At 69.8% G+C, this 13,042-nt stretch carries 12 protein-coding genes; 7 read left to right on the top strand and 5 right to left on the bottom strand.

The features are described from left to right. The first annotated feature begins 8 nt into the window (after window positions 1-8). Entirely contained in the window at window positions 9-758 is a 750-nt protein-coding gene (locus tag ACQEU1_RS04420) for a dienelactone hydrolase family protein (RefSeq protein WP_433196478.1), read from the top strand. Between the two features lie 45 nt (window positions 759-803). After that, window positions 804-1,577: an alpha/beta hydrolase gene (locus tag ACQEU1_RS04415; protein ID WP_433196476.1), complete on the top strand. Its 774-nt coding sequence runs from the start codon at window positions 804-806 to the stop codon at window positions 1,575-1,577. On the opposite strand, the gene ACQEU1_RS04410 is transcribed toward ACQEU1_RS04415, so the two are convergent. Continuing rightward, window positions 1,567-2,598: a LacI family DNA-binding transcriptional regulator gene (locus tag ACQEU1_RS04410; RefSeq protein ID WP_433196474.1), complete on the bottom strand. Its 1,032-nt coding sequence runs from the start codon at window positions 2,596-2,598 to the stop codon at window positions 1,567-1,569. The two genes, ACQEU1_RS04415 and ACQEU1_RS04410, sit on opposite strands and share 11 nt — an antisense overlap. Before the next feature lie 135 nt (window positions 2,599-2,733). Between ACQEU1_RS04410 and ACQEU1_RS04405 the strand changes: the two genes are divergently transcribed. From ACQEU1_RS04405 to ACQEU1_RS04395, 3 genes are read left to right on the top strand one after another with little or no spacing between them, the layout of a single operon-like run. Further along, window positions 2,734-3,747, top strand: a complete 1,014-nt coding sequence (locus tag ACQEU1_RS04405) for a sugar ABC transporter substrate-binding protein (RefSeq protein ID WP_433196472.1) — start codon at window positions 2,734-2,736, stop codon at window positions 3,745-3,747. Between the two features lie 4 nt (window positions 3,748-3,751). Then, complete coding sequence (locus tag ACQEU1_RS04400) at window positions 3,752-4,750, top strand: ABC transporter permease (protein WP_433196470.1); 999 nt, start codon at window positions 3,752-3,754, stop codon at window positions 4,748-4,750. Continuing rightward, window positions 4,747-5,508, top strand: coding sequence for an ATP-binding cassette domain-containing protein (locus ACQEU1_RS04395; protein WP_433196468.1), 762 nt, complete (start codon window positions 4,747-4,749; stop codon window positions 5,506-5,508). Before ACQEU1_RS04400 ends, ACQEU1_RS04395 begins: the two co-directional genes overlap by 4 nt. Here ACQEU1_RS04395 and ACQEU1_RS04390 read toward each other — a convergent pair. Then, a complete protein-coding gene (locus tag ACQEU1_RS04390; RefSeq protein WP_433196466.1) occupies window positions 5,477-5,836 on the bottom strand; it encodes a YybH family protein in 360 nt (119 codons plus the stop codon). The genes ACQEU1_RS04395 and ACQEU1_RS04390 overlap by 32 nt on opposite strands. Before the next feature lie 24 nt (window positions 5,837-5,860). On the opposite strand from ACQEU1_RS04390, the gene ACQEU1_RS04385 reads away from it, so the two are divergent. Further along, window positions 5,861-6,202, top strand: a complete 342-nt coding sequence (locus ACQEU1_RS04385; protein ID WP_433196464.1) for a winged helix-turn-helix transcriptional regulator — start codon at window positions 5,861-5,863, stop codon at window positions 6,200-6,202. Here the strand turns inward: ACQEU1_RS04385 and ACQEU1_RS04380 are convergent. Genes ACQEU1_RS04380 through hrpA form a run of 3 tightly spaced genes read right to left on the bottom strand, consistent with a single transcriptional unit; the run spans window position 6,163 to window position 12,049 of the window. Further along, window positions 6,163-7,584: an amidase gene (locus ACQEU1_RS04380; protein WP_433196462.1), complete on the bottom strand. Its 1,422-nt coding sequence runs from the start codon at window positions 7,582-7,584 to the stop codon at window positions 6,163-6,165. The genes ACQEU1_RS04385 and ACQEU1_RS04380 overlap by 40 nt on opposite strands. 42 nt (window positions 7,585-7,626) lie before the next feature. Further along, the gene (locus ACQEU1_RS04375) at window positions 7,627-8,136 is read right to left on the bottom strand and encodes a hypothetical protein (protein WP_433196460.1); all 510 of its coding nucleotides are present in this window, start codon (window positions 8,134-8,136) and stop codon (window positions 7,627-7,629) included. A gap of 46 nt (window positions 8,137-8,182) precedes the next feature. Next, the gene (gene hrpA / locus ACQEU1_RS04370; protein ID WP_433196458.1) at window positions 8,183-12,049 is read right to left on the bottom strand and encodes an ATP-dependent RNA helicase HrpA; all 3,867 of its coding nucleotides are present in this window, start codon (window positions 12,047-12,049) and stop codon (window positions 8,183-8,185) included. Window positions 12,050-12,263: 214 nt separating this feature from the next. Here hrpA and ACQEU1_RS04365 point away from each other — a divergent pair, with 214 nt between their 5' ends. Next, complete coding sequence (locus ACQEU1_RS04365) at window positions 12,264-12,845, top strand: DUF4240 domain-containing protein (RefSeq protein WP_433196456.1); 582 nt, start codon at window positions 12,264-12,266, stop codon at window positions 12,843-12,845. Window positions 12,846-13,042 lie beyond the last annotated feature (197 nt).

Genomic DNA, 13,042 nt, shown 5'->3' with positions numbered 1-13,042 from the left:
GGACTTTCATGCCCGGCAAGACCGTGGACGTGACCACCGCGGACGGCGTCGCCGACGCCTACCTGGCCCGGCCGGAAGGCGACGGCCCGTTCCCGGCGGTCCTGTTCTACATGGACGCCTTCGGCCTGCGCCCGCACCTGACCGCGATGGCCGACCGCCTGGCCGCCTCCGGCTACGTGGTCCTGGTGCCCAACGTCTTCTACCGAGCGGGCCGCACACCGCTGTTCGACCTGCCGGACTTCATCGACGCGGACTCCCGCCCGGCCCTGTTCGAGAAGATCATGCCGATCATGCAGTCGCTCACGCCTTCCGGCCTGATGAGCGACGCCTCGGCCTACCTGCGCCACCTGGCCGACTCGCCGCTGACCGCCGACGGCCCTGTCGGCGTCACGGGCTACTGCATGGGCGCCGGCATCGCCCTGCGCACCGCCGGCACCTACCCGGACCGGGTGGCGGCCGCGGCGGGCTTCCACGCCGCCAACCTGGCCTCCGAGGCCCCCGACAGCCCGCACCTGCTCGCCGGCAACGTCACGGCCGAGCTGTACTTCGCGCACGCCGACCAGGACGCGGCGATGCCGGTGGAGCAGATCGACCGCCTGGAGAAGGCGCTGACCGAGGCGGGCGTGACGCACCGCTGCGAGGTCTACGAGGGCGCGCACCACGGCTACACCCAGTCGGACACCTCCGCTTACAACGAGGAGGCGGCGGAGCGGCACTGGGCGGAGCTGCTGGCCCTGTTCTCGCGCACGCTCAGCTGATCATCCACAGCCCCGGTGCCGGGCCTGTCCGGGCGGGAGGTGGGGGTGTTGCGGAGGGCGGTGTTGATCGCCGCGGCGGTGCTTGTCACCATCTTCGCCGTGGTCTTCAGCTTTCAGCGCAAGCTCGTGTACTTCCCCTCCCCCGGCCCGGTGCCGTCCGCGGACGAGGTACTGCCCGGTGGCCGTGACGTCCGGCTGGTGACGGCGGACGGCCTCATGCTCGACGGCTGGCACTTCGAGCTGCCCGACGCCCCGGCCACGGTGATCGTGTTCCCCGGCAACGGCGGCAACCGCGAAGGGCGCTTGTCGCTCGCACAGGGGCTGACGGCGCGTGGGTTGTCCGTGTTGTTGTTCGACTACCGCGGTTACGGCGGCAATCCCGGACTGCCGTCGGAGGAGGGGCTGACCTACGACGCACGGGCTGCGCTGGACCTGATCGACGGGCCGGTCGTGTACTTCGGGGAGTCGCTGGGGGCGGCGGTGGCGGTGGAGCTCGCGACGTTCCGGGCGCCGAAGGCGTTGGTGCTGCGGTCGCCGTTCACGTCGCTGGCGGCGGCCGGGTCGCACCATTACCCGTGGCTGCCGGTCAAGATGTTGTTGCAGGACAAGTACCCCGTGCTGGAACGGGTGTCCGGTGTGGACGTTCCGGCGGTCGTGCTGCTCGGGACGAAGGACTCGGTGGTGCCGCCCGCGCAGAGCCGTGAGGTGGCGAGCGCGGCGAAGGCACGGCTGGTGGAGATCGACGGGGCGGACCACAACGACGAGGTGCTGGTGTCGGGGCCGCAGGTGATCGACGCGGTGGTGTCGGTCAGCCGGTAGGGGTGATCTCGCCGGAGCCTCGGCGGATCAAGGCAGCGGGGACGACGGCGTGCACGGGTGGTGAGGTGTCGCCGTCGACGCGGGCCAGGACGAGTTCGGCGGCTTTGCGGCCGATGCCGGGGACGTCCTGGCGCACGACGGTGATCGCGGGGTCGAGCAGGTCGGCGAGCGGGAAGTCGTCGAATCCGATGACGGCGACACGGCGGTGCAGGTCTCGTGCGCGCAGGACGCGCAACGCGCCGACGGTGACGAGGTTCTGGGCGGTGAACAACGCCGTGGGCGGCCGGTCGAGGTCGAGCAGCGCGGCGGTGGCGTCCGAGGCGAGGCCGGCTCCGTGCAGGTCGCCGCGGACGAGTTCGGTGCGCAGTGCGACGCCGGCGTGGGCGAGGCCTTCGAGGTAGCCGGTGTAGCGCTCCTGGCTGGTCCACAGGGTGCGGCGGTCGCCGAGGAACGCGATGTCGCGGTGCCCGAGCGCGGTCAGCGACAGCACGGCGTCGCGCGCGCTGTCGCGGTTGGTGGTGGTGACGCAGTCGGTGCCGCCGAAGGTGGGGGGCCGGTCGACGAGCACCATCGGGGTGCCGCGCTGGCGTTCGTGCTGCAGGGCGTCCTGGTGTCCGCCGGCGGCCATGACGACGACGCCGTCGACACGGCGCGCGGACAGCGACAGCAGCAGTTCGCGTTGCAGGCCGTGGTCGTCCTCGTTGCTGCCCGCGAGGACGAGGACGCCGTGGCGGCGGGCGTGGTCCTCGACGGCGCGCAGCAGGGCGGCGTCGAAGGGGTTGGAGAGGTCTTCGAACAGCACGCCGATGGTGGCGCTGCGGCGGTCGGAGCGGCGCAGCGCGCTGGCGGTGAGGTTCGGCCGGTAGCCCAGGGTGCGGGCGGCGGCGCGGACGCGGTCGGTGACCTCGGCGCCGGCGCCGGGCAGGCCGTTGATGACGCGGGAGACGGTCTTGGTGCTGACCTTCGCCAGCGCGGCGACGTCGCGCATGGTGGGTTCGCGTCTTCCTGCTCCAGGTTCCACGCACACGTCCTTGGCCTCTTGCGTCAACGATGACGCAAACGGTATACCCGATCGATATCACGCGTAGCCGCTCTTCCGTTACTCACGGTGATACAGCGGAGGGCCGGATACGTCAACGTTGACGTAGGAGTTGTCATGCGCAGAACGGTCGGGGTTTTCAGCGCAGCGGCGTTGCTCGTGCTCACCGCGTGCGGAGGTGGTGGCTCGTCCGGCGGCGGCTCGACGCTGGTGGGGCTGGTGACGAAGACGGACACGAACCCGTTCTTCGTGAAGATGAAGGAGGGCGCGCAGCAGGCGGCGGGGTCCTCCGGGGTGACGGTGCAGTCGTTCGCGGGCAAGCAGGACGGCGACAACCAGACGCAGGTGGACGCGATCGAGAACCTGATCGCGTCGGGCGCGAAGGGCATCCTGATCACGCCGAGTGACTCGAAGGCGATCGTGCCGTCGGTGGACAAGGCGCGGGCGGCGGGTCTGCTGGTGATCGCGCTGGACACGCAGCTCGAACCCGCGAACGCGGCCGACGCGACGTTCGCGACGGACAACTACAAGGCGGGGCTGCTGATCGGGCAGTGGGCGAAGGCGAAGTTCGCGAAAGAGGGCAAGCAGGCGAAGATCGCGTTGCTGGACCTCAACCCGAACCAGGTGTCGGTGGACGTGCAGCGCGACCAGGGGTTCCTGGAGGGCTTCGGCGTCGACGTGAAGGACAAGGCCCGCATCGGGGACGAGTCGGATCCCCGGATCGTGGGGCACGACGTGACCGACGGTGACCCGTCGGGTGGGCGGCGGGCGATGGAGAACCTGCTGCAGAAGGACCCGTCGATCAACCTCGTGTACACGATCAACGAGCCCGCGGCGGCGGGCGCGTTCGAGGCGTTGAAGGCGGCGGGCAAGGAGAAGGACGTCACGATCGTGTCGGTCGACGGCGGCTGTCCGGGCGTGAACAACGTGAAGGCCGGCGTGATCGGCGCGACGTCGCAGCAGTACCCGCTGAAGATGGCGCAGCTCGGCGTGGAGGCGGTGGCGAAGTTCGCGAAGGACGGGTCGAAGCCGCAGAACACGGACACGGGCGTGACGCTGGTGACCGACCAGCCGGCGGACGGCGTCGAGTCGAAGGACTCGGCGTGGGGCCTGCAGAACTGCTGGGGCTGATCGCATGGCCGTGGTGGAGTCCCGGGAACGCTCGCCGCTGACGCGTCTTCAGCACCTGCTGCACGCGCAGGCGACGATCGGCCCGGCGGTGGTGCTGCTGGTGGCGGTGGTCGTGTTCGCGCTGCTGTCGGAGCGGTTCCTGACGCCGGGCAACATCTCGCTGATCCTGCAGCAGGTGGCGGTGGTGGGCACGCTCGCGGTGGGGCAGACGATCGTGATCCTGACGGCGGGCATCGACCTGTCGTGCGGGGCGATCATGGTGCTGACGTCGATCGTGATGGCGAAGGTGGCGGCCGAGACGGGTCTGCCGGGGTTGCCGGCGCTGCTGCTGGGGTTCGCGGTGGGCACGCTGTGCGGGCTGCTCAACGGGCTGCTGGTGACGCGGCTGAAGCTGCCGCCGTTCATCGTCACGCTGGGCACGTTGAACGTGTTCTTCGCGCTGAACCTCTGGTACTCGGGCAGTGCGACGATCCGCGGCACGGACATGCCGTCGTTGTTGTTGTGGACGGGCCAGACGTTCACGCTGTTCGGCGCTCGCGTCACGTACGGCTCGGTGATGCTCGTGTTGTTGGTGGCGGCCATGGCGTTCGTGTTGAAGAACACCGCGTGGGGCCGGCACGTGTACGCGACGGGTGACGACGGCGAGGCGGCGCGCTTGTCCGGTATCCGCACGACGCGGGTGCTGATCGGGGTGTACGCGACGGCGGGGTTGATCTACGCGCTGGCGGCGTGGACGTTGATCGGCCGGATCGCGTCGGCGAGCCCGCAGGCGGGGCAGACCGACAACCTGGACTCGATCACGGCCGTGGTGATCGGCGGGACGTCGCTGTTCGGTGGCCGTGGCGCGGTGGTGGGGTCGCTGATCGGCGCGTTGATCGTCGGCGTGTTCCGCAACGGCCTCGCGCTGGCGGGCGTGGACGTGCTGTGGCAGACGATGGCGGTCGGTGTGCTGATCATCGTGGCGGTGTCGCTGGACCAGTGGATCAGGAAGGTCAGGTCATGACGGCGGTGCTGCGGGCGTCGGGCCTGGTCAAGCGGTACGGGCGGGTGACGGCGCTGGCAGGTTCGGACCTGGAGCTGCTGCCCGGCGAGATCCTGGCGGTGATCGGCGACAACGGCGCGGGCAAGTCGTCGCTGATCAAGGCGTTGTCGGGGGCGGTGGTGCCGGACGAGGGCGAGATGTTCCTCGACGGCTCCCCCGTGTCGTTCTCCACCCCGCTGGACGCGCGGCGGGCGGGGATCGAGACGGTGCACCAGTCGCTGGCGGTCGCGCCTTCGCTCGACATCGCCGCGAACCTGTTCCTGGGCCGCGAACGGCGCCGCAAGGGGGTGCTGGGGTCGGTGTTCCGGATGCTCGACCGCGCGGGCATGCGGGAGGAGGCGCGCCGGCAGCTCGACGCGCTGGGCATCATGACGATCCAGCACCCCGGCCAGGCCGTGGAGACGTTGTCGGGTGGTCAGCGCCAGGCCGTGGCGGTGGCGCGCGCGGCGGCGTTCGGCAGCCGTGTGGTGATCATGGACGAACCGACGGCGGCGCTGGGTGTGCGGGAGTCGCGCGCGGTGCTGGACCTGATCCTGCAGGTCCGCGAGCGGGGGCTACCGGTGATCCTGATCAGCCACAACATGCCGCACGTGTTCGAGGTGGCCGACCGCATCCACATCCAGCGCCTGGGCCGCCGGATCGCCGTCGTCGACCCGGCTCAGGTGTCGATGTCGGACGCGGTGGCGATCATGACCGGGGCTCTGGAGCCGCCTGGCTGATCCCGAAGGGGTTGTCGATCACGTACCGCCACCGGCCGTCCGCGCCTCTGCGGGCGACGTCGGTGGCGGTGCCTTCGATGTCGCCGATGGTCCAGTCGACGATCAGCAACGCGATGCCGTCGTGTTCGTAGACGTGCCGCGGGGTGATCCGGATGGGCTGGCCCGTGGCGAGGAACCGCTGGTTGGCGTCGCGGCGGGCGTCCCCGGTGACGGTGAGGCCGGGTGCGGGGACGAACAGGCCGCCGGGTTCGTAGACGGCGTCGACGGCGGCGGGATCGCCCGCGTTGAAGGCGGCGGCGAAGTCGTGGGCGACACTGGAGGGGTGCATGCCGACAGCGTTGCGTTCGCTTCCGTGGGTCACCAAACGGTGACGTGGGACCGCCCGAGTGCGGACTGCCCGGTGGAGGTCGCGCTGGCGGCGATCAGCGGCCGCTGGGCGACGCTCGTGCTGCGGGACCTGATGCACGGGCCGCGGTCGTTCTCCGAGTTGAGGGCGGGGTTGCCGTCGTTGAGCGCGAAGGTGCTGACCGAACGGCTGGAGTCGCTGGTGGCGCAGGGGCTGGTGTCGTGCACCCGCTCCCCCGGCTTTCCCGTGCGGACGACGTACGCGCTGACGTCCGCCGGGCTGTCGCTGCGGCCGTTGCTGGTGGAGCTCTACCGCACGGGTGAGGCGTTGCTGGCCGAACGCGGCTGAGGCGCCCGGAAGCCGCCGATCTCGGGTTCGAGCAGTGCGGCGAGCTTGAGCGGGGTGCGGTCCTCGAACATCGGGCCGATGAGCTGCACGCCGACCGGCAGGTCCTGGTTCTGCCCTGCGGGAATGGCGGTGGCGGGCAGTCCGGGCATGGTGGCGAGGCCCGCCCAGGCGAGCTGGTCGAAGTACGGGCGCCGGTCGCCGTCGATGTCGATGAGGCGTGCCATCACGTCGGGGTGCTGGTCGTGCGGGAACGCCGGGGTGGGCGTGATCGGGCAGACCACGACGTCGTACTGGTCGAAGAACCGCCGCCACCCGTGCCGGTGGACCTCGCGGCGGGCGGTGAGGGCGAGCCAGTCGTGGTGGCTGAGTTCCAGCTCGCGCAGCTGTTGCTCGTCGATGCGGAACCTCGCGACCGAGCCGGAGAACAGCAGTCCCAGGTAGGTGGTCGCGGCGTCGGCCAGGTCGGGCAGCAGCGGGCTGTGCCGGTCGACGCGGGCGCCGCCGTTCGTGAGGGCGTCGGCGATTCGGTGCACGGCCGCGCGGACGGCGGCGGAGGTCGGGACGAGCGGGTGGTCGTCGAGGACCAGGACGCGGAAGTCGGCGAGTCGTGCGTGGCGGGCGGGCGGCAACGTCAGCGTGTAGGCCTTGCCGTGCGTGAGGGGGTCGGGGCCTGCCATGACGTCGAGCAGGAGTGCGAGGTCGCGGGCGCCGCGGGCCATGGGGCCGACGACGGCGAGGTCGTGCTCGGCGGGTGAGGGCGGGTTCGGGGGCGCGCCCATGCCTCGGGTGGCGGCGAGGCCGAGGGTGGGTTTGTGGGCGTGGACGCCACAGAAGTGTGCTGGGGTGCGCAGTGATCCGCCGAGGTCGGAGCCGATGGACAGCGCGCCGAACCCGGTCGCCAGCGCCGCCGCCGACCCACCGGACGAGCCGCCCGGGGTGCGGTCGGTGTCCCAGGGGTTGCGGGTGGTGCCGTGCAGGTCGTTGAAGGTCTGGATGTCCTGCAGTCCCAGGGGGACGGTGGTCTTGCCGAGGATGACGGCGCCGGCGTTCTTGAGCCGGGCCACCTGGACCGCGTCCTCGGCGGGCCGGTGGTCGTGGTGCTCGGGCATGCCCCAGGTCGTGGGCAGTCCGGCGATGTCGTAGGACTCCTTGACCGTCACCGGGACGCCGAGCAGCGGGCGGTCCTCGCCGCGGGCGCGGGCCTGGTCGGCGTGGCGTGCGGCGGCCCGTGCGCGGTCGAAGTCGGGCACGCAGATCGCGTTGATGGTGTGGTCGTCGCGTTCGATGCGGGCGATCGCCTCGTCGGTCAGCTGCTGCGAGGTGACGTCTCCGGCGCGCAGGGCGGTGAGGAGGGCTTCGGCGGTGTGCAGGCTCCAGTCCATGTTCCCGACCGTATTTCACCTGGTCCGAAGCCATAAAACGCGTCAGCGGGCAAGCTCTCGCAGCACTGATTCCAGGGGTGCGATGAGGTTGCGCGACGCTCGGAGCTCGTCGGACACCAGCGCTGTCGTGGTGTTGACGCGCCGCCAGAACTGGCCCCGCACGGGGATCTCGACGAGCTTGAGGGAGAACACCGGCGCGTGGCCGAGTTCGGTGGTGAGCTGTTCGACGATCTCGCGAAGCAGGTCGGACATGTCGGCGCGGGCGTTGTCGCGCGACCGGGTCTGCTCGGGTGAGGTGTGGTCGGGCCGCCACCGCCGGTAGGCCTCGCGCAGGTGTTCTGGCACGCCGACGGGCGGTCTGCCTCCGCCGCCGGTGATGAGCGACTCGGTCCACCACCGGTCCCACCCCGACCCGAACGTCTCCGGCACGTACACGTCGTGCAGGCGTTCGACGTCCGGGGTCAGGGGTGGGATGGAGTCGGCGGTGGGGGTGCTGACGCCGAGCGCGTCACGGACGTAGAGCACGAAGGTGTCGGCGCTGCCGCTGGACACCTGCCACGTGGAATCCCCAGGAAAGTGCATGTTCCACGGTATCGGGCTACAACGGCACGGCGTCGAGCGCTTTGAAGATGCGCTTGTCGCTGACGGTGTAGCGGGTCTTGATGGTCTGGGCGAAGTAGGACAGCCGCAGTTCCTCGATCATCCAGCGGATCTCGTCGAGCTCGGGCGCGGGTTCGTCGGCCGGGGTCTGCGTGCGCAGGTCGCGGTACTCGGCGTGGACCTGGTGGACCTTGTCGGTCCAGTCGAGGTCGCGGCGCGGGTTCTCGGGCAGCTTCTCGATGCGCCGGGACACGCCCTTGAGGTACCGGACGAGGTCGGGCAGCCGGTCGTAGCCGGTGTGGGTGACGAATCCCTTGTACACCAGCGAGTCGAGGTGTGCGCGGATGTCGTTCGCGGAGTCGGGGGCGCCTTTGAGGCCGGAGAGCTTCAGCTCGGCCTCGTGGTGGGCTTCCAGGACCTTGCGGACCTCCTGCACGACGACCCAGGTGGTGTCGTTGAGCGCCGCCTGCACCTTCTTGAGCTGCGCGGCGTAGGCCTTGGCGTCCCAGGCCGGGTCGCCCATGAGCCGGTCGACGGCCGCCATGATGCAGTCGGACAGGAGCGCCGCGACGCCGCCGTGCGGGTTGCGGGTGAGCGCGAGCTTGGCGGAGTTGTCGAGGTGGCGTTGCAGGTGTTTGACGGGTGAGTTGACGCCGAGCAGCAGGAGCCTGCGCACGCCGCGGCGGTGGGCGTAGGTCTGCCGTCCGGGGGTGTCGAGGACCTTGATCGCGACGGTCTCGCCGCGGTCGAGCAGCGCCGGGTAGGCGGTGACGGTGATACCGGACTGCCGTTGCTCGATGGTGCGCGGCAGGGCGTCGAAGTCCCAGGTCGTCAGCCCGGTGCGTTCGAGGTGCCCGGCGGCCTGCGACAACGACTCGCGGACCTCGTCGCGCAGTTTCTCCTTGAGCGCGGCGATGTCCTTGCCCTCGGCGAGGGTGCGGTTCTGCTCGTCGACGACCTGGAAGGTGAGCTTGAGGTGGTCGGGGACGGCGTCGAACTGCCAGTCCTCGCGGTGCACGGTGACGCCGGTGAGCGCTTTGAGCTCGCGTTCGACCCCGCCGAGCAGGGAGGTCTCGCCGGGTGTGATGCGGGCGAGCACGGCGGTGGCGACGTCGGGGACGGGCACGAAGTTGCGGCGGATCTGCTTGGGCAGGCTGCGGATGAGCGCGACGACGAGGTCGTGGCGCAGGCCGGGGATCTGCCAGGAGAACGCGTCGTCGTCCAGGGTGGTGAGCGCGGGCAGCGGGAGCTGGACGGTGACGCCGTCGTTCTTGGTGCCGGGTTCGAAGTGGTAGCTCAGCGGCAGCGTGAGTTCACCCTGGCGCCACTGGTCGGGGTAGGCGTCGGGGGTGATGTCGGCGCGGTCGTTGACCAGCATGTCCTTGGTGAAGGTGAGCTGGTTCTTGTCCTTCTGCTTCTTCCACCACGAGTCGAAGTGCCGTGCGGACACGACCTCGGCGGCGACGCGTTTGTCGTAGAAGTCGAACAGCGTCTCTTCGTCGACGACGATGTCGCGCCGGCGCGCGCGGTTCTCGAGTTCGCCGACCTCGTCGAGCAGCGCGCGGTTGGTGTGGAAGAACCGGTGGTGGGTGGTCCACTCGCCCTGCACGAGCGCGTGGCGGATGAACAGCTCACGTGAGAGCTCGGGGTCGATGCGCCCGTAGTTGACCTTGCGTCCGGCGACGATCGGCACGCCGTAGAGGGTGACCTTCTCCAGTGCGACGACGCTGCCGCGTTTGGTCTCCCAGTGCGGTTCGCTGTACTGGCGTTTGACGACGTGTTCGCCGAGGCGTTCGGCCCATTCGGGTTCGATCTTGGCGACGATGCGGCCCCACAGGCGGCTGGTCTCGACGAGTTCGGCGGCCATCACCCACTGCGGTGGTTTCTTCGCGAGCGCGGAGCCGGGGAAGATCGCGAACTTGGCGTTGCGGGCGCCCAGGAACTCCGTCAGGGGACGGCGTTTCTCGTTCGGTGCCTGCTTCTTGAGGACGTCCTTGACGCCGATGTGGCTGAGCAGGCCGGACAGCAGGGCGATGTGGATGTTGCGGGGGTCGCCGGGCTGGTCGTTGACGTGCATGCCGATCTGTTTGGCGACCTGCCGCAGCTGCAGGTAGATGTCCTGCCATTCGCGCACGCGCAGGTAGTTGAGGAACTCGGCCTTGCAGCGCTTGCGGAACTGGTTGCCGGACAGCTCCTTCTGCTGTTCCTTGAGGTACTGCCAGAGGTTGAGGAACGTGACGAAGTCGGATTCCTTGTCCACGAACCTCGCGTGCTGCTGGGTCGCGGCCTCCTGCTGGTCCGCGGGCCGTTCGCGGGGGTCCTGGATGGACAGCGCCGCGGCGATGATCATGACCTCTTGCAGGCAGCCGGTCGTGTCGGCTTCCAGCACCATGCGGCCCAGGCGCGGGTCGACCGGCAGCGCGGCGAGCTTGCGGCCGGTGGGGGTGAGCTTCTTCTCGGCGGCGTTGATGGCGCCGAGCTCTTGGAGCAGGCCGATGCCGTCGTTGATGTTGCGCGAGTCCGGCGGGTCGATGAAGGGGAACTTCGCGACGTCGCCGAGGCCGATGTTGGTCATCTGCAGGATGACGCTGGCGAGGTTGGTGCGCAGGATCTCCGCGTCGGTGAACTCCGGGCGCGCCTCGAAGTCCTCCTCGGAGTACAGGCGGATGCAGATGCCCTCGCTGACGCGGCCGCAGCGGCCCTTGCGCTGGTTCGCGGACGCCTGGGAGATCGGCTCGATGGGCAGGCGCTGGACCTTGAGGCGGTGGCTGTAGCGGGAGATGCGCGCGTTGCCGGGGTCGACGACGTACTTGATGCCCGGCACGGTGAGGCTGGTCTCGGCGACGTTGGTGGCGAGCACGATCCGCCTGCCGCTGTGCCTTTGGAAGACGCGGTGCTGCTCGCCCACGGACAGTCGTGCGTAGAGCGGGAGGATCTCGGTGTTGCGGAGGTCCTCGGCCTTGAGGGCGTCGGCGGTGTCGCGGATCTCGCGTTCGCCGGACAGGAACACCAGCACGTCGCCGGGACCTTCGGCCTGCAGCTCGTGGACGGCGTTGATGATGCCCTGGGTCTGGTCGTCGTCCTCCTCGAGCGGCCGGTAGCGGGTCTCGACGGGGTAGGTGCGGCCGGAGACCTCGATGACCGGGGCGTCGGCGAAGTGCTGGCTGAAGCGCTGCGGGTCGATCGTCGCGGAGGTGATGACGACCTTGAGGTCGGGGCGGCGCGGCAGCAGCTGCTTGAGGTAGCCGAGCAGGAAGTCGACGTTGAGGCTGCGTTCGTGCGCCTCGTCGATGATGATCGTGTCGTAGCGGCTGAGGTCGCGGTCGGTCTGGATCTCGGCGAGCAGGATGCCGTCGGTCATCAGCTTGACCAGCGTGTCGTCACCGGACTGGTCGGTGAACCGCACCTTGTACCCGATCGTGTCACCGAGCTTGGTGCCCAGCTCCTCGGCGACGCGCTCGGCGACCGTGCGGGCGGCGATCCGGCGCGGCTGGGTGTGCCCGATCTGCCCGGTGATGCCGCGCCCGAGCTCCATGCAGATCTTGGGCAGCTGCGTGGTCTTGCCCGACCCGGTCTCGCCGGCGACGATCACGACCTGGTTGTTCGCGATCAGCTCTTTGATGTCGTCCTTGCGCTGGCTGACCGGCAGCTCGGCGGGATAGCTGATCTTGGGAACGGACTCCCGGCGCAGCGCGACCTTGAGCGCGGCCTCGTCGATCTGGGCGGCGATCTCCTCGGTGATCTTCTTGCGCGCGAGCGGGTCCTTGACCCGGCGTGCGCCGTCGAGGCGCCTGGCGAGCCGGCGTTGATCACGCGGCATGAGCTCGGGCAGGCGTTTGTGCAGTTCAGCGCGCGGGGTGTCCATTTGGGCTCAAGGATAGTCAGCCTCCGCCACTTCGTTCGCCTCAATAACCGTGTGCCGCGTCTCGGCCTGTGCTCGCGCGACCCTGGCTCGCGCGCCGTGACGGGGTGGCGGGCTTTTTTGTGGCTGGCTTGTGTTTGTCCGTGTGCGTGTTTCTCGGGTTGCTCCGTCCGGTGGCCCCCCGGAATTGTCGGACCCTCCCGATAATGTCGTTCGCATGGATCTCGACTTGTTCTGGGCTCTGCTGGACGAATCCGCCTATGCCACCTCTGATCAGCGCGAACGCGCCGCCTGGCTGGTGTCGCGGCTGTCCTCGCTGCCCGCTGGTGACATTTGTGGCTTCGAGACCCTGTTAAGCGCCACGCGTGGCCGATTGAACACGTTCTCGCACTGGCACGCGGCTTATGTTCTGTGCGATGGATTGTGTTCCGCCGACCGTTTCTTCGCGGTCCAGTCGTGGCTGATCGGTCTGGGCCGGACCGTGCTGGCGTCGGTGGCGTCGTGTCCGGACGCGCTGGCCGACGTGCCCGCCGTGCGCACTCTGCTCGCGGTCGGCGCGGAGTCGTGGCCGGACGCCGCGTGGCCGACGTGGGACGGTCTCGCCGGTGTCGCGCGGGAGGCGTTCTTCGTGGTGACGGGCCGTTCGCTGGACAACGCGCTGGCGATCCTGGGCCACGTGCCGGTGGCGGACGCGGGCCCGTTCGCCGGCGAGGTGTGGGACCTGGACTCGCCGGTGGAGGCGGCGGTGCGGTTGCCGCGGCTGTGGGAGCTGTCGAGAGGACTGGAGGAAGCGGCCTGACCCCCTCCGGGGCCTGCAGGCCGCTGTTTCTGGCGCTCCCGCTGCCTTCTCCGCACAGCCGGCCCACCTCCTTCCCCCTGCCGTCTCGCCACTTCCCCCTTCCACACGCGCGCCTTGCCCTCTCGCTTCCGCCGCCACCCTCTACCCGCTCCCGTCCTCTCGCTTCCGCCGCCACCGCTTCCCCGAGCCACTCCCCT

This window comes from Lentzea sp. CA-135723, from assembly GCF_050936595.1.
Lineage (GTDB): Bacteria > Actinomycetota > Actinomycetes > Mycobacteriales > Pseudonocardiaceae > Lentzea.
Note: the sequence above shows the minus strand (reverse complement) of the source record. Positions and strands in the feature narration are given on the sequence as shown.